General features: G+C 69.0%; 21 protein-coding genes and 2 pseudogenes. 15 read left to right on the top strand and 8 right to left on the bottom strand.

Annotated elements, in window-relative coordinates; genetic code table 11:
• Positions 1-37: 37 nt before the first annotated feature.
• Positions 38-742: a glycoside hydrolase family 75 protein gene (locus KUTG_RS05975; protein ID WP_043715507.1), complete on the top strand. Its 705-nt coding sequence runs from the start codon at positions 38-40 to the stop codon at positions 740-742.
• A 74-nt stretch (positions 743-816) separates the two neighbouring features.
• On the opposite strand, the gene KUTG_RS05970 is transcribed toward KUTG_RS05975, so the two are convergent.
• A complete protein-coding gene (locus tag KUTG_RS05970) occupies positions 817-1,404 on the bottom strand; it encodes a TetR/AcrR family transcriptional regulator (protein WP_043715505.1) in 588 nt (195 codons plus the stop codon).
• A 57-nt stretch (positions 1,405-1,461) separates the two neighbouring features.
• Between KUTG_RS05970 and KUTG_RS05965 the strand changes: the two genes are divergently transcribed.
• From KUTG_RS05965 to ppdK, 3 genes are all read left to right on the top strand, one after another.
• Complete coding sequence (locus KUTG_RS05965) at positions 1,462-2,094, top strand: O-methyltransferase (RefSeq protein WP_043728423.1); 633 nt, start codon at positions 1,462-1,464, stop codon at positions 2,092-2,094.
• A gap of 27 nt (positions 2,095-2,121) precedes the next feature.
• Positions 2,122-3,375 carry an MFS transporter gene (locus tag KUTG_RS05960; RefSeq protein WP_043715502.1) on the top strand — a complete coding sequence of 418 codons (1,254 nt, stop codon included), beginning with the start codon at positions 2,122-2,124 and terminating at the stop codon, positions 3,373-3,375.
• A gap of 206 nt (positions 3,376-3,581) precedes the next feature.
• Positions 3,582-6,263, top strand: a complete 2,682-nt coding sequence (gene ppdK / locus KUTG_RS05955) for a pyruvate, phosphate dikinase (protein ID WP_043715500.1) — start codon at positions 3,582-3,584, stop codon at positions 6,261-6,263.
• A gap of 479 nt (positions 6,264-6,742) precedes the next feature.
• Here the strand turns inward: ppdK and KUTG_RS05950 are convergent, their stop codons facing one another.
• A complete protein-coding gene (locus KUTG_RS05950) occupies positions 6,743-7,729 on the bottom strand; it encodes a YbfB/YjiJ family MFS transporter (protein WP_232240683.1) in 987 nt (328 codons plus the stop codon).
• Complete coding sequence (locus KUTG_RS05945; protein WP_043715498.1) at positions 7,726-8,022, bottom strand: muconolactone Delta-isomerase family protein; 297 nt, start codon at positions 8,020-8,022, stop codon at positions 7,726-7,728. Before KUTG_RS05945 ends, KUTG_RS05950 begins: the two co-directional genes overlap by 4 nt.
• 84 nt (positions 8,023-8,106) lie before the next feature.
• Between KUTG_RS05945 and KUTG_RS05940 the strand changes: the two genes are divergently transcribed.
• A complete protein-coding gene (locus KUTG_RS05940) occupies positions 8,107-9,021 on the top strand; it encodes a LysR family transcriptional regulator (RefSeq protein ID WP_043715496.1) in 915 nt (304 codons plus the stop codon).
• 71 nt (positions 9,022-9,092) lie between these two features.
• On the opposite strand, the gene KUTG_RS05935 is transcribed toward KUTG_RS05940, so the two are convergent.
• A complete protein-coding gene (locus tag KUTG_RS05935; RefSeq protein ID WP_043715494.1) occupies positions 9,093-9,761 on the bottom strand; it encodes a GntR family transcriptional regulator in 669 nt (222 codons plus the stop codon).
• 44 nt (positions 9,762-9,805) lie between these two features.
• On the opposite strand from KUTG_RS05935, the gene KUTG_RS05930 reads away from it, so the two are divergent.
• The gene (locus KUTG_RS05930; protein WP_043715492.1) at positions 9,806-10,228 is read left to right on the top strand and encodes a VOC family protein; all 423 of its coding nucleotides are present in this window, start codon (positions 9,806-9,808) and stop codon (positions 10,226-10,228) included.
• A 26-nt stretch (positions 10,229-10,254) separates the two neighbouring features.
• On the opposite strand, the gene KUTG_RS05925 is transcribed toward KUTG_RS05930, so the two are convergent.
• The gene (locus tag KUTG_RS05925) at positions 10,255-10,803 is read right to left on the bottom strand and encodes an Lrp/AsnC family transcriptional regulator (RefSeq protein WP_052394076.1); all 549 of its coding nucleotides are present in this window, start codon (positions 10,801-10,803) and stop codon (positions 10,255-10,257) included.
• Between the two features lie 111 nt (positions 10,804-10,914).
• Here KUTG_RS05925 and KUTG_RS05920 point away from each other — a divergent pair, with 111 nt between their 5' ends.
• The 6 genes from KUTG_RS05920 (at position 10,915) to KUTG_RS05895 (ending at position 14,908) form a co-directional block, all read left to right on the top strand.
• Entirely contained in the window at positions 10,915-12,111 is a 1,197-nt protein-coding gene (locus KUTG_RS05920; RefSeq protein ID WP_052394074.1) for an aminotransferase-like domain-containing protein, read from the top strand.
• The gene (locus KUTG_RS05915; protein WP_052394072.1) at positions 12,108-12,530 is read left to right on the top strand and encodes a cupin domain-containing protein; all 423 of its coding nucleotides are present in this window, start codon (positions 12,108-12,110) and stop codon (positions 12,528-12,530) included. Before KUTG_RS05920 ends, KUTG_RS05915 begins: the two co-directional genes overlap by 4 nt.
• A 2-nt stretch (positions 12,531-12,532) precedes the next feature.
• The gene (locus KUTG_RS05910; protein ID WP_043715488.1) at positions 12,533-13,306 is read left to right on the top strand and encodes an SDR family oxidoreductase; all 774 of its coding nucleotides are present in this window, start codon (positions 12,533-12,535) and stop codon (positions 13,304-13,306) included.
• Positions 13,307-13,783: an HAD domain-containing protein gene (locus KUTG_RS05905; RefSeq protein ID WP_043715486.1), complete on the top strand. Its 477-nt coding sequence runs from the start codon at positions 13,307-13,309 to the stop codon at positions 13,781-13,783. It abuts the gene before it with no gap.
• Positions 13,784-13,865: 82 nt separating this feature from the next.
• A complete protein-coding gene (locus KUTG_RS05900; protein ID WP_043715484.1) occupies positions 13,866-14,051 on the top strand; it encodes a hypothetical protein in 186 nt (61 codons plus the stop codon).
• 56 nt (positions 14,052-14,107) lie between these two features.
• Positions 14,108-14,908 (top strand): SAM-dependent methyltransferase, encoded by an 801-nt coding sequence (locus KUTG_RS05895; protein WP_043728419.1) that lies wholly within the window; start codon positions 14,108-14,110, stop codon positions 14,906-14,908.
• A 7-nt stretch (positions 14,909-14,915) separates the two neighbouring features.
• Here the strand turns inward: KUTG_RS05895 and KUTG_RS05890 are convergent, their stop codons facing one another.
• On the bottom strand, positions 14,916-15,806 hold the full coding sequence (locus KUTG_RS05890) for an alpha/beta fold hydrolase (RefSeq protein ID WP_043715482.1): 891 nt from the start codon (positions 15,804-15,806) through the stop codon (positions 14,916-14,918).
• Positions 15,807-15,943: 137 nt separating this feature from the next.
• Between KUTG_RS05890 and KUTG_RS05885 the strand changes: the two genes are divergently transcribed.
• Entirely contained in the window at positions 15,944-17,506 is a 1,563-nt protein-coding gene (locus KUTG_RS05885; RefSeq protein ID WP_043715480.1) for a beta-N-acetylhexosaminidase, read from the top strand.
• Between the two features lie 111 nt (positions 17,507-17,617).
• On the opposite strand, the gene KUTG_RS05880 is transcribed toward KUTG_RS05885, so the two are convergent.
• Entirely contained in the window at positions 17,618-18,160 is a 543-nt protein-coding gene (locus KUTG_RS05880) for an IS630 family transposase (RefSeq protein WP_369794618.1), read from the bottom strand.
• Between the two features lie 915 nt (positions 18,161-19,075).
• Here KUTG_RS05880 and KUTG_RS65995 point away from each other — a divergent pair.
• Both KUTG_RS65995 and KUTG_RS65120 read left to right on the top strand, forming a co-directional pair.
• A pseudogene (locus KUTG_RS65995) lies at positions 19,076-19,372 on the top strand (reverse transcriptase domain-containing protein); the annotation flags it as partial.
• Positions 19,373-19,500: 128 nt separating this feature from the next.
• Complete coding sequence (locus KUTG_RS65120) at positions 19,501-20,223, top strand: group II intron maturase-specific domain-containing protein (protein WP_198047033.1); 723 nt, start codon at positions 19,501-19,503, stop codon at positions 20,221-20,223.
• Between the two features lie 118 nt (positions 20,224-20,341).
• Here KUTG_RS65120 and KUTG_RS05865 read toward each other — a convergent pair.
• Positions 20,342-20,881 (bottom strand): annotated as a pseudogene (locus KUTG_RS05865) (IS630 family transposase); the annotation flags it as partial.
• Positions 20,882-20,903 lie beyond the last annotated feature (22 nt).

The raw sequence follows: 20,903 nt of genomic DNA, 5'->3' as shown, positions 1-20,903 counted from the left end.
CCGCGATATCCCCTGCCATTCCCTGTGGAGGAAGTTCATGATCAGAAAAGTGCTGGTCGCCGTGTTCGCGGTGGTCCTCGGCACGTCGCTCGCGGCCGCCGGCCAGGCGGCCGCGGCGCCGCAGGCGAGTCACCAGGCCGCCGCCGCGCCCCGGTCCGACGACGGCAACCCCACCGCCGCCCAGCTGCTGGCCAAGACCACCCACTGCAACCAGGTCTCCCACGGCACCTACTCGGACAAGAACGGCGGCCAGACCCCGATCTGCGGCGCCACCGGCGCGTACTTCTGGACCTCGGGCATGGCCGTCGACTGCGACGGCCAGCGCACGGCCCAGTGCAACGAGAACACCGACTGCTGCTTCTACGACGACACGTCGTTCCACCAGTCCGACGGCAAGCCGTTCAACGCCGCCCAGGTGCCCTACGTCGTCATCCCGCTGCCCAGTTCCCGTTGGAACTACGGCAGTGCCGGCATCAAGGGCGGTGACGTGCTCGCGGTGATCTACCACGGTCACGTCGAGTACGCGGTCTTCGGCGACGAGGGTCCGGACGACTCCATCGGCGAGGCCTCGTACGCCACGGCCAAGGCCCTCGGCATCGACCCCGACCCGTCCAACGGCGGCACCTCGGACAAGGTCACCTACATCGTGTTCAAGAACTCCAAGGTCTCGCCCATCGAGAACCACGGCAGCGCGGTGACCCAGGGCCGCAAGTTCGCCCAGCAGTTCCTCAGCAGCAACTGACTCCACCCCATGCAGGGAAGGACGCCTTACCCGCGGTGAACGAGGGTAAGGCGTCCTTCCCTGCGTAAAGGGGGCTACAGCGGCAGCGTCGGTAGGAAGGAATCGACCAGGGGGTCGGTGAACTCGCGGGAAACCGGTTCGCCGGTGACCAGGACGCGGTAGTGGACGACGGCCATGAGGCGCTGGACGGCGAGGTCGAGGTCGAGGGTCGGGGAGAGTTCGCCACGGGCGAGGGCGCGGTCGAAGGGCAGGCGGTCGCGCAGGTGCTGGGCGGCGAGGTGGGTGTCGCGGAGGCGGGCGGCGAGGGCGGGGTCGTGCTGGGCCTGGCCGACCAGGGCGCGGTAGACGGCGCCGGCGTCGTTGGTGGTGAGGAAGTCGGCGACGGCGGCGAGGTGCTCGCGGAGGTCGGCGGCCAGTGAGCCGTGGTCGGCGGGGGTGAGGGCCTTGGCCATGTCGTCGCCGAAGGCGTCCAGCAGGATGTCCACTTTGGACGGCCACCAGCGGTAGATGGTCTGCTTGGCCACGCCGGCCCGGGCGGCGATCTTCTCGATGGTGAGGCCGGCGAAACCGTGCTCGACGAGCAGGTCGTCGGCGGCCTCGAGAACGGCCTGCCGGGCCGCCTCGCTGCGGCCGTAGCGGTTGCCGTGATGATCAGCGCCCATGGGGCACAGCCTAGTCGGCTGTAGACAAGACGCAACGTTGCGTCTATGGTACGGATCATGACATCGACACTGCTCGAACCGAAGACACGCGGGGTGCTGGCGACGCTGTTCGCCGAGGCGGAGAAGGACGACCGACGGGTCTACGGCGAGATTCCCACGGATGTGCAAGGCAAGGCGGACGCGCTGGCGGATGTGTACATGCCGATCTCGCCCGAGGGCGGTCGGCTGCTGTATTCACTCGTGCGGGCGATCCGGCCGGACGTGGTCGTGGAGTTCGGCACCTCGTACGGCATCTCCACGCTGCACCTGGCCGCCGCGGTGCACGACAACGGCATCGGTCACGTGTACGGCAGCGAGCTGAGTGCGACCAAGGTCACCGCGGCCAGGGCCAATCTGGACGCGGCCGACCTGTCCCATCATGTGACGATCCTTGCGGGCGACGCCCTCGACACGCTCGCGGACGTCCCCGGCCCGATCGGCCTGGTCCTGGTGGACGGCTGGAAGGAGCTGAGCGTGCCCGTGCTGCGACTGCTGGAGCCCCGCCTCGCGCCCGGTGCCCTGGTGGTGGCCGACGACATCACCATGCCCTCCATGCGCCCCTACCTCGACCACGTCCGCGACCCGCGCAACGGCTACCTGGGCGTGGAGTTCCCGGTGGCCGACGGCATGGAGATCAGCTGCCGCGTCTGAACGACCGAACAGAGGGGGAGTAACGACATGTGCGCCACCTGCGGCGTGCCGACGCACGTTCCGGCGCCGCCCCGCAAGTTCGCGGCCCTGCGTAACGCGGACTGCCGCACCTACCTGGTCGGCGCGGCGCTGGCCATGATGGCCGACAACATCGAGCACGTCATCACGTACTGGGTGCTGTGGGAGAAGTTCCACTCGCCGGCGCTGACCGGCTTCGAGGTGATCAGCCACTGGGTGCCGTTCCTGCTGGGCTCGGTGTACTTCGGCGGCCTGGCCGACCGGCACGACTGCCGCCGGGTGATCCAGGCGGCGCAGGTGCTGTTCATGGCGGTGTCGGTGGCCTGGGGCGTCCTGTTCCTCACCGGCTCGCTGGAGGTGTGGGAGGCGTGCCTCCTGCTCGTGCTGCACGGCTGCGCCGGCGCCATCTGGGGACCGGGCGAACAGCTGATGCTGCACGACTTCGTGGGCGACGCGGACCTGCCCAGCGCGGTCCGGCTCAACGCCACGTTCCGCAGCCTCGGCATCCTGTTCGGGCCGGTGGTCGGCTCGGCGCTGCTGCTGGGGCTGGGCCCGGAGGCCGGCATCTTCGTCAACGTGCTGTTCTACCTGCCGCTGACGCTGTTCCTGTTCCGCACCAAGGTGACCGGCCACAGCCGGGACGGCGGCGTGCCGCGCACCCGGCTGGGCCTGATGGACTCGATCCGGGTGTTCAGGGAGGTGCGCTCGGACCGGACCATCGTCAGCATGATCATCCTGGGCGGCCTGGGGGCGTTTTTCGTCGGGGCGTCTCTACAGACGTCCATGCCGATCTACGCCCAGGACCTCGGCGCCGGCGCGGCCGGCACGGCCTACGGCGTGCTGCTGTTCGCCAACGGCGCCGGCGGCGTGATCGGCGGCATCCTGCTCGAAGCCACCGGCCGCATCAAACCGAGCGTGCCAGCAGCTGTCGCCAGCACCGGAATCTACGGCCTGACCAGCCTGTTCTTCGCCGTCACGGGCAGCTACGCGCTGGCCGTCGTCGCCCTGGTCATCGGCGGCGTGGCCAACCTGGCCTCCATGGCCATCGGGCAGACGGTGGTGCAGCTGCGGGCCAATCCGGCCGACCGGGGCAAGGTGATCGGCGTGTACGGCGTCGCTGCCAACGGCTTGCGGGCCGGCAGCGGCTTCACGGTGGGCCTGCTCGGCTCCGCGGTCGGCGTGCACCTGTCGCTGGGCATGTCGGCGGCGGCGCTCACCCTCGGCACGGGCGTGGCCGGCTGGCACGCGCTACGCAAGCGCTGACGCGGCAATTCCGGATTTCGGTGGGCGCATTTCCGAATGCGGGGGATATCCCGTGATGACCTTCGCTACACCCGTTCGCCCAGCTGTATCGAGAACTGAACCGATGCGGTTCGCGAACGGGTGTTAGCGCGGCCACGACCGATTGCGGGGCGTCGGATCCGGCCCAACACTGGACGATCTGTCGCCCATGCCGAGGAGGCCCTGTTATGCCCAAGTTCGTCTACGCCTTCGCCGAGGCCAACAAGGACATGAAGGACCTGCTGGGCGGCAAGGGGGCGAACCTGGGCGAGATGACCCGGCTGGGCCTGCCGGTGCCGCCCGGCTTCACCATCACCACCGAGGCCTGCCTGGCCTACCTGGCCGACCGGGACTTCCCGGACGGGCTGGCCGACGAGATCTCCACGCAGCTGGACGCGCTGGAACAATCGATGGGCAAGAAGCTCGGCGACGCGGCCGATCCGCTGCTCGTATCCGTACGCAGCGGCGCCAAGTTCTCGATGCCCGGCATGATGGAAACCGTCCTCAACGTCGGTCTGAACGACGACTCGGTGCACGGACTGGCGCAGCAGGCCGGCGATGAGCGGTTCGCATTCGACTCCTACCGCCGCCTCATCCAGATGTTCGGCAAGACGGTGCTCGGCATCGACGGCGAGCACTTCGAGGACGCGATCGAGGAGGCCAAGCACGCCAAGGGCGTCACGGGCGACCTCGATCTCGACGCCGACGACCTGCGCCAGCTGGTCGAGGTGTTCAAGAAGGTCGTGCAGGAGCACGCCGGCCGGGCGTTCCCGCAGCACCCGCGCGAGCAGATGGACCTGGCCGTGCGGGCGGTGTTCGACTCCTGGAACACGCCGCGCGCGGTGATCTACCGCCGCCAGGAGCGCATCCCGTCCGACCTGGGCACGGCGGTCAACATCGTGGCCATGGTGTTCGGCAACCTGGGCATGGACTCCGGCACGGGCGTCGCCTTCACCCGCGACCCGGCCAGCGGCGCGCAGGGCATCTACGGCGACTACCTGCAGAACGCCCAGGGCGAGGACGTCGTCGCCGGCATCCGCAACACGGTGCCGCTGCGCGACCTGGAGAAGATCGACAAGCGGGTCTACGACGAGCTGCTGCGGATCATGCAGACCCTGGAGGAGCACTACCGGGACCTGTGCGACATCGAGTTCACGGTCGAGCGCGGCAAGCTCTGGATGCTCCAGACCCGCGTCGGCAAGCGCACCGCGGCCGCGGCCTTCCGCATCGCCACCCAGCTGGTCGACCAGGGCCTGATCGACATGAACGAGGCGCTCACCCGGGTCACCGGCGCGCAGCTGGCGCAGCTGATGTTCCCGCGCTTCGACGAGAAGGCCGAGCGCCGCAAGATCGCGCAGGGCATGAACGCCTCGCCGGGCGCGGCGACCGGCAAGGTCGTGTTCGACTCCTACACGGCGGTGAAGTGGTCGCGTTCCGGCGAGAAGGTCATCCTCGTCCGACGCGAGACCAACCCGGACGACCTGAACGGCATGATCGCCGCCGCCGGCATCCTGACCAGCCGTGGCGGCAAGACCTCGCACGCGGCGGTGGTGGCCCGCGGCATGGGCAAGACCTGTGTCTGCGGCGTCGAGGAGATCGACGTCAACACCAAGGAGCGCATCCTGCGCGCCCCGCACGGCGTCGTCGTGCACGAGGGCGACGTGATCTCCATCGACGGCGCGACCGGCGAGGTGTTCCTGGGCGACGTGCCGGTGGTGGATTCCCCGGTGGTGCGGTACTTCGAGGGCGAGATCGACGTGGACACCGCGGACGACCTGGTGAAGGCGGTGCACCGGGTGATCAGCCACGCCGACGGGGTGCGGCGGATGGCCGTGCGCACCAACGCGGACACGCCCGAGGACGCGGCGCGGGCCCGCCGGTTCGGCGCGCAGGGCATCGGCCTGTGCCGCACCGAGCACATGTTCCTTGGCGAGCGGCGGTCCCTGGTGGAGCGGCTGATCCTGGCCGACACCGACGCGGAGCAGGAGCGCCAGCTCAAGGAGCTGCTTCCGTTGCAGCGCCAGGACTTCGTCGAGCTCCTGGAGTCGATGGACGGCCTGCCGGTGACCATCCGGCTGCTCGACCCGCCGCTGCACGAGTTCCTGCCCGACATCACCGAGCTCTCGGTGCGGGTCGCCGTGGCCGAATCCCGGGGCGAGCAAAGGGAGAACGACCTGCGGCTGCTCCAGGCCGTGCACCGGCTGCACGAGCAGAACCCGATGCTGGGCCTGCGTGGCGTGCGGCTCGGCGTGGTCATTCCCGGCCTGTTCCAGATGCAGGCCCGCGCCATCCTGGAGGCCGCCGCCCAGCGGATCAAGGCCGGCGCCGTGCCGCGGGTGGAGATCATGGTGCCGCTGGTGGCCAACGTGCAGGAGTTCGAGACCGTCAAGCAGGACATCATCCAGGTGGCCCGCGAGGTGCGGGAGTCGGAGTCGACGCACCTGGAGTTCCTCATCGGCACCATGATCGAGCTGCCCCGGGCCGCGCTGACCGCGGACCAGATCGCCGAGGCCGCCGAGTTCTTCTCCTTCGGCACCAACGACCTCACCCAGACCACCTGGGGCTTCTCCCGTGACGACGTCGAGGCGGCGTTCTTCTCGGCCTACCTCGAACGCGGCATCTTCGGCATCAGCCCGTTCGAGTCGGTCGACCGGGACGGCGTCGGCGAGCTGGTCCGCATCGCCTGCGAGAAGGGCCGCGCCCAGCGGCCGGGGCTCAAGCTCGGCGTCTGCGGCGAGCACGGCGGCGACCCCGACAGCGTGCACTTCTTCAACGAGGTGGGCCTGGACTACGTCTCCTGCTCGCCGTTCCGCGTCCCGGTCGCCCGCTTGGAGGCGGGCCGCGCCACGCTGGCCGGACGCGCACGCTGATCTGCCCAACCTGGCGAGGCTCGGCACATGGGTCGCCCGGTCACCCGCCGCGAGGCCCCGCCGATGCTTCGCCCGGCAAGGGGGGAGTGCACCGGCTATCGGGGCGCTGGACTGCGGCTAGGTTCTTTTCAGTTCACTCAGGTATTGCGACTCTTCTCGCCAATGCGACGACGTGGACTTTCTTACGCACACGTACTTATTAGAGAGCCGTTACCGCACGTAAATCATTTATCCCCGTCGCGCGTAAGAACGCTTTCAGTGGCTGCTAGGAGGACATACGGCGCCGACGTGGTTTGTATTATCCAATCCTTAATCTAATTTGGCTGGTAACGGACTTTCAGATAGATAAACGGTGTGCCCCCAGACCGAAACCGAGATGCCCTGAACATAAGAGACAACGTGAGCCTGCAGGAGATACAATCCGCTTCCTCAATTTTGTTTTCACTTTCGGCTCGTGATAGGAATATTGTCGGCCCCAATTAGTTCTCCCCGGTGAGCAGCGCGACCGAACGCGGGAACCGCAGCTCGGCGCCGGTGGCCAGGGCCAGCGTGGCGATGCCGATGAAGGTGCCGCCGAACAGCGCGGCGGCGGTCAGCGCACCGGCCGTGTCGTCGAGAAGTGCCGGCAGGGCAACGCCTGTCGCCTGCACCAGCAGCGCCACGACCAGCAGCCACGGCCGTGACCAGCGGCGGCCCAGCCACGCCCACAGGGCGGCCGACGGCGTGGCGGCAAGGCCGACGATCACCCACGCGCCGCTGCCCAACCAGCCGGGGGAGTTCTGGTCGATGGCCGCGACCAGGAACGTGCCGGCGATGATGTATCCCACGCCTTCCAGGCTGTAGCTGGTGAACAGCGCCGCAAATGCGCGGGTGCCTTTTCGTGTTGTGTCCATTGTGGACTTCTGATCGGGCTCCGGGTGCATGTTCCATGCCCCGGCGGCGATCACCGCGGCCAGAGCGGCCGAGCACCACCAGGCCGTCCGCCAGTCGCCGATCGTGCTGAGGATCAGCACCAGCACGCCGGAGATCGCGATGCCGCCGCCGATGCCGCCGAAGGCCCAGCCCGGCAGGTGGGCGGGATGTTCGCGGAGGTGGTGCAGCACGGAGCCGACGGCGGCGACAAACGTGACGGCGCTGGCGATCCCGGCGATCAGGCGCAGCACAAGCCAGAGGATCACGTTGTGGGTCAACGGCATCGCGGCCAGCGTGAGCACGATGACCACCAGCGAGGCCCGGGCCACGGCCGGCCGGCGGAATGCCGGCAACGCCCCGGCCAGCGCACCAGCCAGGTATCCGACGTAGTTGGCCGTCGCCAGCGCCGCCCCGCCCTGGGCCGTCAGGCCGGCCTGAGCGGTCATCAGCGGCAGGATCGGCGTGTAGACGAACCGCCCGATGCCCATGCTGGCCGCCAACGCCGCGGCCGACCGGCCGACATGCCGCCATGGAGGTCCCGAGGGGGCGGTCACCACTGGTTCAGGACCGGGTCGTTCGGGTGCGCCTCCAGCTCGACGATCTCGGCGTGCATCCACGGCCACAGCGGCAGCGTGCCGAGCACGTTCTCGCGCAGGTCCCGCTCGTCCTCGCCGCGCCAGATGCCGATGCTGCGCTTCTCCCCGGCCGGCCGCCAGATCCGGTACAGGTGCCCGCTGGCCGCCAGCTCCTTGGCCCGCTCATGCTCGGCTGCCCGGCGGCGGTCCACCTCCGCCGGGTCTGTGCCGTCCGGAATGGTGGTCGTGATCGTGACGACGAAGTCCTTCATGCCTCCATCCTGGGCCCCTGGCCTGCGTCGACGCCACGACTGGCCGGCTCGCCTGTGATAGGCGCAGCCTCCTAGGATCGGGCTGTGGAGCTACGCCAGCTGAAGTACTTCGTCGCCGTCGCCGAGGAGCTGCACTTCGGGCGGGCGGCCGAGCGGCTGCTGATCGCCGGGCCTTCGCTGTCGCAGCAGATCAAGGCCCTGGAGCGGGACCTCGGCGTCGTGCTGTTCGAGCGCAACCGCCGTGGCGTCGCCCTCACCCAGGCCGGCGCCACCCTGCTGCCCCACACCAAGGCGCTGCTGGACCAGGCCGCGGACCTCCAACGCCGGGCCGGCCGCCTGGCCGGCACCGAGCAGGTGCGCCTCGGCTACGTCAATTGGCGGCCCGCCGATCTCCGTGCGCGGGCCGCCCCCGCCGCCGAGCTGATCATCGACACCTGGGTCGTGCCCTCCCACGCCCAGGCCGCCCGCGTCGCCGAAGGCAGCCTCGACCTGGCCATCTGCTGGATCCGCAAGCCCGACCTCGAACGCCTGGCACTGGCCTCCCGACTGCTCGGCGTCGACCGCCTCCACGCCGTGACCGTCGGCGAGGACGAGCGCCCCGTCCGTGCCTCGGACGTGCTCGTGCCCGTCGACGACGACCAGACCTCCTGGTCCTCGTGGAACGCCTACGCCGAGGAGTTCGCCCAGCACACCGGTGCCCAGATCGTGCGCATCTCCGACGGCGGCATCACCGGCGAAGCCTTCGTCGACCACGTCCGGCGTCTGCGTCGGCCGGTTTTGAACTCCCCCAAGGGGCAGGAAGTGCTGCTGCCACCGGATCTCGTGCGGCGGCCCATTGTGCAGCCGGCGCCGCTGTGGACGTGGTCGCTGGTGTGGCGGCGGGAAGAGGTGCGCCGGGCCGTGTTCGACACGGTCGAGGCCGTGATGCGTGGGGCTGAGGCCTGGGGCGACGGTGAGCTGGACGGGTGGTTGCCGGTGGATGATCCGTATTTGGTGTGAGTGGGGTAGGGCTGAGCCGCACTGCGCGTCGGTGATGCCCGCGTCGCGGTCTTGCGGCCGTCCACTGTGGACTAATGGTTCTCCCCGGCCAGATGGGCCAGCAGGGCCCGACGGGCGGAATGCACGTGTTCCTCGGCTGTCCGCGCGAGAAGTTCAGGCTCCTCGCCCCGGATCAGCGTGGCCAACTCCCTGTGCTCGGCTACCACTCGTGCGAGGTAGTCCTCCGGGGCGGCGGCGATTCGCCGCAGCTGGAACAGGCACACCTGGGACCGGACGGCCTGCCAGGCCTGGACCAGCCGACTGTTGCCGCTGGCGGCGTACACGGCGTCGTGGAAGGCGATGTCGAGCGCCAGCAAGTGCGGGCCGCGGCGGTCGATGTCGGCGGCCATCGCCGTGACGATGTCGTCCAGCGCGGCCAAGTCGTCGGGTGAGGCCGTGGTCAGGGCGGTCAGCGCGGCGAGACGGTCGAGCGCGGCCCGGACTGTGTAGACCTCCTCGACGTCGCGCGGGGTCACGTCGATCACGGTCGTGCCGCGGTGCCAGGCGCTGTGCACCAGGCCCTCGCGCTCCAGCAGCGCCAGCCCTTCACGCACCGATCCGCGGCTCACGTCCAGGTCACGGGCCAGGTCCACCTCGCGCAGCGGAGCGCCGGGCGGGAAGGTGCCGTCGAAGATCGCGTCGCGGATCCGGTCGGCCGACTCCTCGGCGAGACCGCGGCGGGCGGCCCTGGGCAGGCTCATGTCCTAATGTTGACATTCGAACATGGAGCCCGCAAGGTGGGGGCATGACCTCGCGCCCCGCCTTCCACCTCGCCATTCCCGTCGACGACCTGGCCCGCGCCCGCGCCTTCTACGGCGGCGTGCTCGGCCTGTCCGAGGGCCGCTCGGCCGAACACTGGGTGGACTGGGACTTCCACGGCCACCAGGTCGTCACCCACGTCGTCGCCGGCGCCCGCGCCGAGGCCGGCCGCAACCCGGTCGACGGCCACGACGTTCCCGTGCCGCACTTCGGTCTCGTGCTCACGGTCGAGGACTTCCAGGTGCTGGCCGACAAGCTGCGTGCCGTCGACACGAAGTTCGTGATCGAGCCCTACCAGCGCTTCGCCGGCGAGCCGGGGGAGCAGTGGACCATGTTCCTGCACGACCCCGCCGGGAACGCCCTGGAGTTCAAGGCGTTCCGCGACGAGGCCCAGCTGTTCGCCAAGTGAGCCAACTCGCCCGAAAGGCGGGGCCGTCAGCCTTCTTCGGTGCGGCGGATCATGTCGGCCAGCAGCTCGCTGGCGGTGTTCTTCGGCTTGTTCTCGGCCACTGACAGGGAGGTCTCGGTGCGCTGGACGCCCTCGATCTGCCACACGCCGTCGATCAGCAGCTCGCGCAGGTGGGTGTGGTCGCGCACGCGCACCCGGACCAGCATGTCCACGCCACCGGTGACGATCATGACCTCTTCCACCTCGGGCAGCTCGGCCAGCTTGGTCATGATCGTGCCCTGCTCGAAGCCCTGGCCGGCGGTGACGGTCAGATAGGCGATGGTCGGGTAGCCGAGCGCGCTCCAGTTGAGCCGCACGCCGTAGCCCTCGATGACGCCCTGCCGGTGCAGGCGGGCGATCCGGTCGGCTACGGCCGGCGCGGACATGCCGAGCTCACGGGCGAGGCTGCGCTGCGAGATCCGCGCGTCCTGGCTGAGCAGCAGCAACAGCCGCAGGTCGATGGCGTCCAGCTGGGCCGGCTCGACGGCCGCCGCCGCGTGTTCGCCGATGCCGCCGAGCGGCTTGACCCACTCCATGGTAACTCTCCGTCACATGATTGGTGTCTGGACGTCTCTGGTGTCGATATGTAAGGTCAGTCGTGCAACTCTCCTGGCAGATGTAAGGACATGTCAAGGCGGGGTGGTTACGTGATCGACTGGACCACACGGCTGGCGCGGCGCACCAGCACCACGCCGGACCTCATCGGCGGCATTCTCGCGCTGGCCGGCGCGCGGGACCTGATCAACTTCACCGGCGGCTTCCCGGACCCGTCGCTGTTCCCCACGGACGTGGTCGGCGACATCGCCCACAAGCTGATCGACAACGACGCCGCGGTGGCGCTGCAATACGCGGCCAGCGAGGGCATCGCCAGCGTCCGCGCGGCGGTCGCCGACCGGGTGGCCGTGACCGACGGGCGGCGGCCGGGCGACGCCGAGCTGATGATCACCAGCGGTGGCATCGACGCGATCACCTTGATAGCCAAGAGCTTGCTCGACCCCGGGGACGTGGTGGTCGTCGAGGAACCCAGCTATCTCGGGGCCCTATCCGGCTTCATGGCCTTCGATCCGACGCTTCGCGGCGTGCCGCTGGATGTGGACGGCCTCGACGTGGACGCGCTGGCCGTGCTGCTGCGCGAGCTGCCGACGCCGCCGAAGGTCGTCTACACCATTCCCGACTTCCAGAACCCCAGCGGCCGCACCATGTCCGTCGAGCGGCGGACGGCGCTGGTCGAGCTGTGCCGGCGGCACGGGGTTCTGATCATCGAGGACGTGGCCTACAGCCAGCTCGGCTTCGACGACGAGCCACGGCCCAGCCTGTGGTCGCTCGGGCCGGACGTGGTCGTGCAGATCGGCACCTTCTCCAAGGTGTTCTTCCCCGGCGTGCGGCTGGGATGGGCGGCCGGACCGGCGGCGATCATCGCGCAACTGTGCGTTGCCAAGCAGAACTCGGACCAGTGCGCCGGGGCGTTGGGGCAGCGGATGGTGGAGGAGTACCTGCGCGGCGGGCACCTCGACGAGCACCTGCCGCTCGCCCGCGCGCTCTATCAGCGGCGGGCCGATGTGCTGATCGGTGCGCTGGCACAGCATTTCGACGGCCTGGGCACGTGGACGGTGCCGCAGGGCGGCTTCTTCAGCTGGCTGCGCGTGCCCGGCGTCGACACCATGGCTCTGGCCGACACGGCCCGGGAGAGCAAGGTCGCCTTCGTGCCGGGCGCGGGCTTCTTCCCCTCGGGGCGCGACAACGAGCACCTTCGGTTGTCCTACAGCAGGGTCAGCGAATCCGACATCGAGGAGGGCGTCGTCCGGCTGGCCGCCGCCGTCCGATCCATCCGGGAGAGGCCATGACCACCAGCTCAGAGCATTTCAGCACCGAGGGCGGCGGCGCCCCGATCGCGCCCGGGCGGTTCGTGGACGTGAACGCCATCAAGGCGATGACCCTGGTGCCGGGCCTGGACTTCCAGCCCGTGCTCGGCGAGAGCATGCTGCTCAACTTCGCCTCGTACGAGCCGAACACCGAGGCGCCGATGCACAGCCACGCCGAGGAGCAGATCGTCATCGTCACCGAGGGCGAGTTCGAGTTCACCATCGACGGCGACACCCGGACCATGCGGGCCGGCGATGTCGCGGTCGTGCCGCCATGGGTGCCGCACGGCGCGAGGACGCTGGACACCACCTGCAAGGAGATCGACGTGTTCACGCCGCCGCGGTCGACCCTGGTCGACTACGCCGCCACGCAGGTCGAGGGCTCGAAGGTCGAGGACTGAGCGTGGATCTGGGTCTTTCCGGCCGCCGGGCGATCGTCACCGGCGGCTCCAAGGGCATCGGGCTGGCCGTCGCCGCCGAGCTGATCGCCGAGGGCGCCGCCGTGGCCATCTGCTCCCGCAACGCCGAGGAGCTGGCCTCGGCCGTCGCCTCCTTGGGCGGCAACGTCTTCCATCAGGTCTGCGACGTCACCGACGCCGACGCCGTACAGTCCTTTGTGGACGCCGCTGCCGATTCTCTTGGCGGTGTGGACATCCTGGTCAACAACGCCGGCCGGGCCCATCCCGGCAACTTCGAGACGCTGCGTGACGAGGACTGGCGGGCCGATCTCGACGTCAAGCTCTTCTCCCAGATCCGCTGCTTCCGGGCCGCCCTGCCGCACCTGCGGGCCAGCTCGTCGCCGCGCGTGATCAACATCAACTCCGTCTACGCCAAGCAGCCCGATCCCGCGTTCTTCTCCACCACCGTCGTCCGCGCCGCCTGCGTCAACCTGAACAAGGTGCTCGCTCAGGAGTTCGGCGCCGACGGCATCCTGGTCAACAGCGTCAACATCGGCTTCGTCGACACCCCGCAGTGGGGCAACATCCATGCCCGCCGCGCCCCCACCCAGGACCGCGCCGAGTTCCTCGACGGCCTCGCCGCCGCCGAAGTCCCCCTCGCTCGCTTCGGCCGCGTGGACGAGGTCTCCGGCCTGGTCGCCTTCCTCGCCGGCTCTCGCGCCAGTTACATCACCGGCGCCGTCATCGACGTGGCCGGCGGCATGGGCAAGTATGTGTAGGTGCCCCGCCCGCTGCTCTTTCTCGACGTCGACGGAACGCTGATTCCCTTTGGCGGCGTCGCTTATCTGAGCTACCACACCGATTCACCGAATCCGCTCCTCGACCGCCTCGATCCCGCCCATGGCGCCCGATTGTCCGCGCTGTCGTGCGAACTCGTCTGGGCTACCACATGGCTGTCCGACGCCAATGATCTGATCGCGCCCCTGCTCGGCCTGCCGCCGCTGCCGGTTGTCGAGTGGCCCGATGACGATCCTGCCGAATTCCCCGGCGTGCACTGGAAGACGCCGTTTCTCGTGACGTACGCGGCCGGCCGCCCCTTCGCCTGGGTGGACGACGAGCTCGGATCGGCCGACCGTGCCTGGGTTTCCGCACGTCATGGCGGAGACGCGTTCCTGCACAGGGTTGATCCGCGCGTCGGCCTCACTCTCGACGATTACGCGACCCTCGCCGAGTGGCGGACCCGGTTGGCGGATTGACCGGCGGCAACGTCGTTCGCACGGCACGGGAATTCGCCGAATCGCCCGTGGTGCTGTCTCTGACGGCGAGTTCACCGACCGGGTGAACAAGAGCAAGGCGCTGGAGAACCTGGCGGCGGTCATCCAGGCGCTGCCGGACCAGTTGGTCGAGGCGATGCCGATGAGCACCGGCGGCATCAACGCCGACGCCGTGGCCAACGGCGTGCGCGCGGCCCTGGACGGCCTGAGCCGGACGACCGTCCCGCACGACAAGTCCGCCACCAACTGAAACGGTCACCGGGGCGCGTCTGGTCGGGCGCGCCCCGGTGATCCAGAATGGCGTTCATGCCCGATTACGACGAGTCCGTGGACGTCAGCCGCCCCAATCCGGCCCGCATGTACGACTACTACCTGGGCGGCGCCCACAACTTCGCCGTGGACCGGGAGGCCGCCGACCGCGTGCTGGCGATCCTGCCCGAGACCCGCGAGTTCGCCATCCGCAACCGCGAGTTCCTCCAGCGGGTCGTCCGCTTCCTGGCCGCCGACGCCGGCATCACCCAGTTCCTCGACCTGGGTTCGGGCATACCCACCGTCGGCAACGTCCACGAGGTGGCCCAGGCCGTCGATCCCGGCAACCGCGTCGTCTACGTCGACCACGAGCCCGTCGCCGTCGCCCAGTCGCAGCGCCTGCTGGCCGGGAACCCTTACGCCGCCGTGATCCAGGCCGACGTCCGTGACCATGACTCCGTCTTGAGTCACCCGGAAACCCTGCGGCTGTTGGACTTCTCCCAGCCCCTCGCCGTGCTGATGCTCCAGGTGCTGCCCTTTATCCCCGACTCCGACGATCCCGGCCGGGTGGTCGCCTCGTACCGCGACGCCTGCGTGTCCGGCAGTTACCTTGCCCTCGCGCACAGTTTGTCGTTCGACTACTGGCCCGGAGCCGTCGCCGAGGCCGTCGACATGTACACCAAGAGCACCCATCCCCTGAACCTGCGCAGCCCCGACCAGGTCGCCGCGTTCTTCGCCGGTTACGACGTGGTCGATCCCGGCGTGGTCTTCACCGCTGTGTGGCGCCCCGAGAAGCCCGTCTCCGACGACGAGGCCGTCGGCAGCCGCGCCGTCGCGGGCCTGGGCCTACTGCCCTGACGCCAGATCACCCGACCCAGTTGTGAATCCGTGACGCCACACGATCCGGCGCCTCGATCTGCGGCAGGTGTCCCAACCCGGGCAGCACGTCGACCGTCCACTGTGGAAGCCTCCGTGCTGCTTCCCGCGCGGACGCTACCGACACGAGGCGGTCCTGCTCGCCGTGGATCAACAGCACGGGGGCGACGATGTCGCCGAGGGCGGCCCACGCGGCCCGGCGGGCGTTGTTGATGTCCAGGAGGGTACGGGCCGAGGCGAGGAAGGCGTCGTCGATGCCGGGGAGGCTTTCGCGGTGCTCGATGAGCTCGACCAAGGCGACGATGAGGCTCTCCGGCACGCGTGAAGGGTCGACGCAGCAGCGGTCGTAGGCTTCGCGGACCTGCTGCCGAGCGGTGCGGTTGCGGCGGCGGAAAGCGAGGATGGGGCGGCCCAAGGGCAGCGCGAGGCGGCCGAAGATCATGGCGGCGGCGACGTCCAGGCGGGAGCGCGGGACGAGGGGCAGCGCGGGGTCGATGAGGACGAGCCGGGCCACGGTCTCGGGATGCCGGGCGGCCTGGCGGGCGGCGATCAGACCGCCCATGGAATTGCCGACGAGCACCACGGGACGGTCGGCGACGGTGCGGATGAAGCGGTCGATCAGGTCGGTGTTGGCGGCGATGGTGGAAGTCCGGTGGTCGGGGGCCGTCAGGCCGTGACCGAGCAGATCCGGCGCCAGGACGCGAAAGCGGCCGGTCATTCTGGGCGCGAGCAGGCTGAAATCCAGGTGCGAGCCGCCCAGCCCGTGCACCATCACCATTGGCACACCGTCGGCCGGCCCGCCGAAGTCCACATAGTGGACGGGGCCGTCGATGTCCGCGTACCGGCCCGTCCCGCCCCATCTGGCCAGCGACGACGTCATGAGCCCAGGATACGGCCGGTCGCGGGGTGGACGAGGGAGAGCGCTCCCACTTTCCGTCGGTCGGCGGGTTCCGGTGAATCGATCACGCCGATAGCCTGCGACCGTTCGGCGAATCCTTGTGAGATCGGTGGTCGGAGATGACCCGAAAACTCCTGGGCCTGACGGTGTCCTGCCTGGCGGCGCTGCTGTTCGCGCCGGTGGCCACGGCAACACCACAGGCGGCGGCGCCGGTGCGGCTGGTGCCTGAGCCCTCCTCGGTGGTGACGCTGCCGGGCCAGGTGTTCACGCTGAAGTCGACGGCCCACATCGTGGCCCCGGCGGGCGCGGCGGCGACGGGGCAGTACCTGGCCGGCCTGCTGCGGCCGGCGACGGGATTCCGGCTGCCGGTGACGACCATCAGTTTGCCGGAAGACATCGGCCTGCCGGGCGACATCCGGCTGACCCTGGGCGGCCCGTCGAGCCTCGGCAGCGAGGGCTACCGGCTCACGGCGACGCCGGTGGGCGTCGAGGTGTCGGCCAACGCGAGCGCGGGCCTGTTCTACGGCGTGCAGACGCTGAGGCAGCTGCTGCCGGCCAAGGTGGAGGCCAAGACCGTCCAGAGTGGACCGTGGACGGTCGCCGGGGTGACGGTCAGGGACACGCCCCGGTACGCCTGGCGCGGCGCGATGCTCGACGTGGCAAGGCACTTCTTCCCTGTGCCGCAGGTCGAGCAGTACATCGACCTGATGTCCCTGTACAAGATGAACACGCTGCACCTGCACCTGAGCGACAACGACGGCTGGCGCATCGACATCAAGTCCTGGCCGCGGCTGGCCCGCTACGGCGGCAGCACGGACGCCTCGCGCGGGCCGGGCGGCTTCTACACGCAGGACGACTACAGCGAGATCGTCCGCTACGCGGCCAGCCGGCACGTCACCATCGTGCCGGAGATCGACACGCCGGGGCACGTGACGGCGGCGCTGGCCTCGTACGCGCCGCTGAACTGCGACGGCGTCGCGCCGCCGCTGCTCAACCCCGGCTGGAGCTCGCTGTGCGTGCCGCTGGAGATCACCTACAAGTGGCTCGACGACGTGATCGGCGAACTGGCGGCGATCACGCCCGGCGACTACATCGACATCGGCGGCGACGAGGCCGTGAACACCAGCGCGGCCGACTACAAGTACTTCGTGAACCGGCTGCAGGCGATCGTCACCGCGCACGGCAAGAAGCTGATGGGCTGGCACCAGGTCGAGGCGGGCGACCTCGCCGGATCCGCGCTCGCCGACTACTGGGGGACGGCCGGTTCGACCGACGACGAGGCGCTGGCCAAGGTCGCGCAGGCGCGGGGCAACAAGCTGGTGCTCTCGCCGGCCGACAAGGTCTACCTGGACATGAAGTACGACGCGAACACGCCCATCGGCCAGGACTGGGCCGGCTACAACAGCGTGCAGGACTCCTACGACTGGGATCCGGCGACCTTCGTGCCCGGGGTCGCCGACGACGTCGCCGGCGTGGAGGCGCCGCTGTGGACCGACGTGTTCCCGACCTGGGACGACGTGCAGTTCATGGCCTTCCCGCGGCTGCCCGGCGTGGCGGAGATCGGGTGGTCGGCCCAGCGGACGCACTCCTGGGACGCCTACCGCACCAGGCTGGCGGCGCAAGGGCCGCGGTGGGACGTCATGGGCGTCAAGTACTTCCGGTCACCCGACGTCCCCTGGTGACGGCCGGCGGTGGGGCGGTTCGGCCGCCCCACCGCCCCGGTGGTCAGGCGCTGAACGGCGCCCAGCGCTGCAGCCGGGCGTCGACCTCGGTGTGCCGCCCGATCCGGCGGCCTAGTGTCCTGCGCCAGGAATTCGGTCAAGATATGAGGCGAGGCGGTCGAGGATCTCGTCAGCGTCCTTGGTCCACACGAACGGCCTGGGATCGGCGTTCCACGTCGTGATCCAGTCGCGGATGTCGTTTTCCAGTGCACGTAAGGACTTGTGCGCAGCTCGACGCAGGCGTTTGTCGGTCAGCAAGCCGAACCATCGCTCCACCTGGTTGAGCCAGGAGGAGTAGGTCGGGGTGAAGTGCATGTGGAAGCGGGGGTGCGCGGCCAGCCACTTGTTGATCGTGGGGTGTTTGTGGGTGGTGTAGTTGTCGCAGATTAGGTGCACGTCAAGGTCGGCGGGCACCTGCTTGTCCAGTGTGGTGAGGAACTTCTTGAACTCCACCGCGCGGTGACGGCGGTGGATGGAGCCGATCACCTCGCCGCTGGCCACGTCGAGCGCGGCGAACAGGGTGGTGATGCCGTGCCGGATGTAGTCATGGGTACGGCGCTGCGGCAGGCCGGGCATCATCGGCAGCATCGGCGCGGACCGGTCCAGCGCCTGGATCTGCGACTTCGTGCGCCACGAGGCGCTGCACTATCGGGTGGAGGTGAGAGACCTCCGCCGTCGTCCTGTCGCAGCAGGTCGATGAAGCTGAGGGCAGCCTGATCCGGGAGGCGCCGGGGAGGGTGGGAGCAGCCCTGACAACGAGGAGACGGGCCGGCACTGCCAGACGGCTCGGGCTCACCTAGCGAGACGGAAAGGTGTACGTGAGGAACCAGCGGTTAAAGCCTCTCAAGAGATACACCGGCTCCAACCTGGCGGATGCGGGCCGGAGCGCGACGCACACCTGTCTTGACCGGATGTCCGGGACAGGGCGGGTGACTTTCGGGCCGGGTGAAGACGCCGGCAGGGAGGCCGCGAGGAAAGGCTGCGGCGTACTCGTGGCGATGTCGCAGGGGCAAAGCTGGGCACCGACCCCGTCGACCGGTGTGTGGTGAACGTGGGAAGCGTCCCGGGCTGGTCCCGCGTGCTGGCCGTCCAGGTCGGGTGCGGGCAGGCTCGTCGTCGGCTGAGCGGGCCGGGGCGTGGCGGAGCCGTCGTAGTAGTCCGAGGTCGGGAAAGCCGGCCACATGGCGAAGGGCGGCAGCGAGTCCGCGGCGATGGGAACGGAAGGGCAGGAGATCACCGGTGAATACGGGTGTGCTGTGGCCGACGGTCGAGGAGGCCGAGGCGCGGGTACTGCGGATCCAGACCAAGCTGCATCAGTGGGCGATCGATGGTCCTGGTCGCCGGTTCGACGACGTGTTCAATTTGGTGTGTGACCCGGCTGTTCTCGTTGTGGCGTGGACGCGGGTCAGGGGCAACAAGGGTAAGCGGTCGGCGGGGGTGGATGGTGTCCGTCCGGACGCCGTGTTCGCCGCCGAGGAGTGGTTCCTGCCCACCTTGAGGCGAGATCTCAGGGAGCGGCGGTTCGACCCGATGCCCGTGCGGGAGCGGATGATCCCCAAGCCGGGCAGCGCGAATCTGCGTCGCTTGGGTATCCCGACCGCGCGGGACCGCACCGTGCAGGCGGCTCTGAAGCTGGTACTGGAGCCGATCTTCGAGGCGGACTTCCAACCGTGTTCCTACGGTTTCCGTCCTCGGCGCCGGGCCCAGGATGCGATCGCGGAGATCCACCAGTTCACGTCCCGCTCGTATGAGTGGGTCCTGGAAGGGGACATCGAGGCGTGCTTCGACATGATCGACCACCCGGCCCTGATGGACCGGGTGCGTGGTCGGGTCGGGGACAAAACGTGGTTCTGGCTCTGGGTGAAGGCGTCTTGCATGCCGGACCGTCCTCAGCGAGGACGGCGTGGTCAGGAACACCAGTACCCGGCACACCCCAAGGCGGGATCCTGTCTCCGTTGCTGGCCAACATCGCCCTGTCAGTCCTGGACGAGCATTTCGCCCGGGCATGGGCGGCCAGCGGCACCTCGTATCGGCGGTTCGTGGCGCGCCGCAAGGGGTCGGCCACCTATCGGATCGTTCGCTACGCGGACGATTTCGTGGTTCTGGTGTCCGGGTCGAAGCGGCATGCCGAAGACCTCCGGGAGGTGGTGGCCGGACTGTTGGCCCCGATGGGCCTGCGGTTGTCGGCAGCCAAGACGAGGGTCTGTCACATCGATGAGGGCTTCGACTTCCTCGGGTTCCGCATCCAGCGGAAACGGAAGCGGGGCACGGACAAGCGCGTGGTCTACACCTACCCGTCGAAGAAGGCGCTGGCCTCGATCGTCGGGCGGGTCCGCGCGCTGACCCGCAGGTCGTCGCATCCAACACTTGCCGCCCTGCTGCGCCAACTCAACTTGGTGCTGCGGGGTTGGTGCGTCTACTTCCGTCATGGTGTGTCGAAGGCGACCTTCCACTACCTCGATGATTACGCCTGGCATCGGGTAGTGCGGTGGATTCGTAAGCGGCACAACAAAACGAAGTGGGCCGTCCTCATGCGCCGTTACCTTCCGGGGTGGCGACCGACGGAGGACGAGGTGACGTTGTTCCAGCCCCAGACGGTGACGGTCAGCCGTTACCGATACCGGGCGGCCAACATCCCTACACCCTGGGCAGTCATAACGCCAGAACCAGCAAAGTGATCCGCTGACACGGGCTCGTGGAGAGCCGGATGCTCAGGAATGGGCACGTCCGGTTCGGCGGGCGGGCCGGGGAAACGTAACGTTCGTAAGGACGTCAACGCGCCCCGGTCCGACCCAACTCGTCGACGCAGAGGACCAGCGCCTTGTCGGGCGGATTCAGGTAGAGCCCGACGACGTCGCGGACCTTGTCGACGAACTGCGGATCGTTGCTGAGTTTGAAGGTGTCGACCTGGTGGGGCTTGAGGTTGAACGCCTTCCAGATCCGTCCGACCGTCGACTTGGACAATCCGCTCTCGGCCGCCATCGAGGTCCGCGACCAGTGCGTGGCATCGGCCGGGGTCCGTTCCAGCGTGGCCACCACCAGTTCCTCGACCTGCTCGTCGGTGATCTTGCGCGGGGCGCCCGGACGTGGCTCGTCCACCAAGCCCTCCAGGCGCCTGTCCAGGAACCGTCGTCGCCACTTGCCCACCGTCTGCGGCCAGATCCCCAACTCGGCGGCGACGTCCTGATTGGATCCGCCGGCCGCGCACCCGAGCACGATTCGGCATCGCTGTGCCAATGCCTGCGACGACTTCGCCCGCCGCGCCCACCGTTGAAGCGTCTCGCGTTCCTCGTCGGTTAACACCACAGCGGCCACCGGCCGGCCTCTACCTGCCATCCGTCAATCCTACAATTAATCA

The sequence above is a fragment of the Kutzneria sp. 744 genome (assembly GCF_000568255.1).
Classification (GTDB): domain Bacteria; phylum Actinomycetota; class Actinomycetes; order Mycobacteriales; family Pseudonocardiaceae; genus Kutzneria.
Note: the sequence above shows the minus strand (reverse complement) of the source record. Positions and strands in the feature narration are given on the sequence as shown.

Bases quoted from the DNA above. Each gene is read 5' to 3' on its own strand.
- KUTG_RS05915 (WP_052394072.1), top strand. From the start codon at position 12,108: ATGACCACCAGCTCAGAGCATTTCAGCACCGAGGGCGGCGGCGCCCCG.
- KUTG_RS05935 (WP_043715494.1), bottom strand. From the start codon at position 9,761: ATGAGCCTGCCCAGGGCCGCCCGCCGCGGTCTCGCCGAGGAGTCGGCC.
- KUTG_RS05965 (WP_043728423.1), top strand. From the start codon at position 1,462: ATGACATCGACACTGCTCGAACCGAAGACACGCGGGGTGCTGGCGACG.
- KUTG_RS05895 (WP_043728419.1), top strand. From the start codon at position 14,108: ATGCCCGATTACGACGAGTCCGTGGACGTCAGCCGCCCCAATCCGGCC.
- KUTG_RS05975 (WP_043715507.1), top strand. From the start codon at position 38: ATGATCAGAAAAGTGCTGGTCGCCGTGTTCGCGGTGGTCCTCGGCACG.
- KUTG_RS05960 (WP_043715502.1), top strand. From the start codon at position 2,122: ATGTGCGCCACCTGCGGCGTGCCGACGCACGTTCCGGCGCCGCCCCGC.
- KUTG_RS05890 (WP_043715482.1), bottom strand. From the start codon at position 15,806: ATGACGTCGTCGCTGGCCAGATGGGGCGGGACGGGCCGGTACGCGGAC.
- ppdK (WP_043715500.1), top strand. From the start codon at position 3,582: ATGCCCAAGTTCGTCTACGCCTTCGCCGAGGCCAACAAGGACATGAAG.
- KUTG_RS05925 (WP_052394076.1), bottom strand. From the start codon at position 10,803: ATGGAGTGGGTCAAGCCGCTCGGCGGCATCGGCGAACACGCGGCGGCG.
- KUTG_RS05945 (WP_043715498.1), bottom strand. From the start codon at position 8,022: ATGAAGGACTTCGTCGTCACGATCACGACCACCATTCCGGACGGCACA.
- KUTG_RS05930 (WP_043715492.1), top strand. From the start codon at position 9,806: ATGACCTCGCGCCCCGCCTTCCACCTCGCCATTCCCGTCGACGACCTG.
- KUTG_RS05885 (WP_043715480.1), top strand. From the start codon at position 15,944: ATGACCCGAAAACTCCTGGGCCTGACGGTGTCCTGCCTGGCGGCGCTG.
- KUTG_RS05970 (WP_043715505.1), bottom strand. From the start codon at position 1,404: ATGGGCGCTGATCATCACGGCAACCGCTACGGCCGCAGCGAGGCGGCC.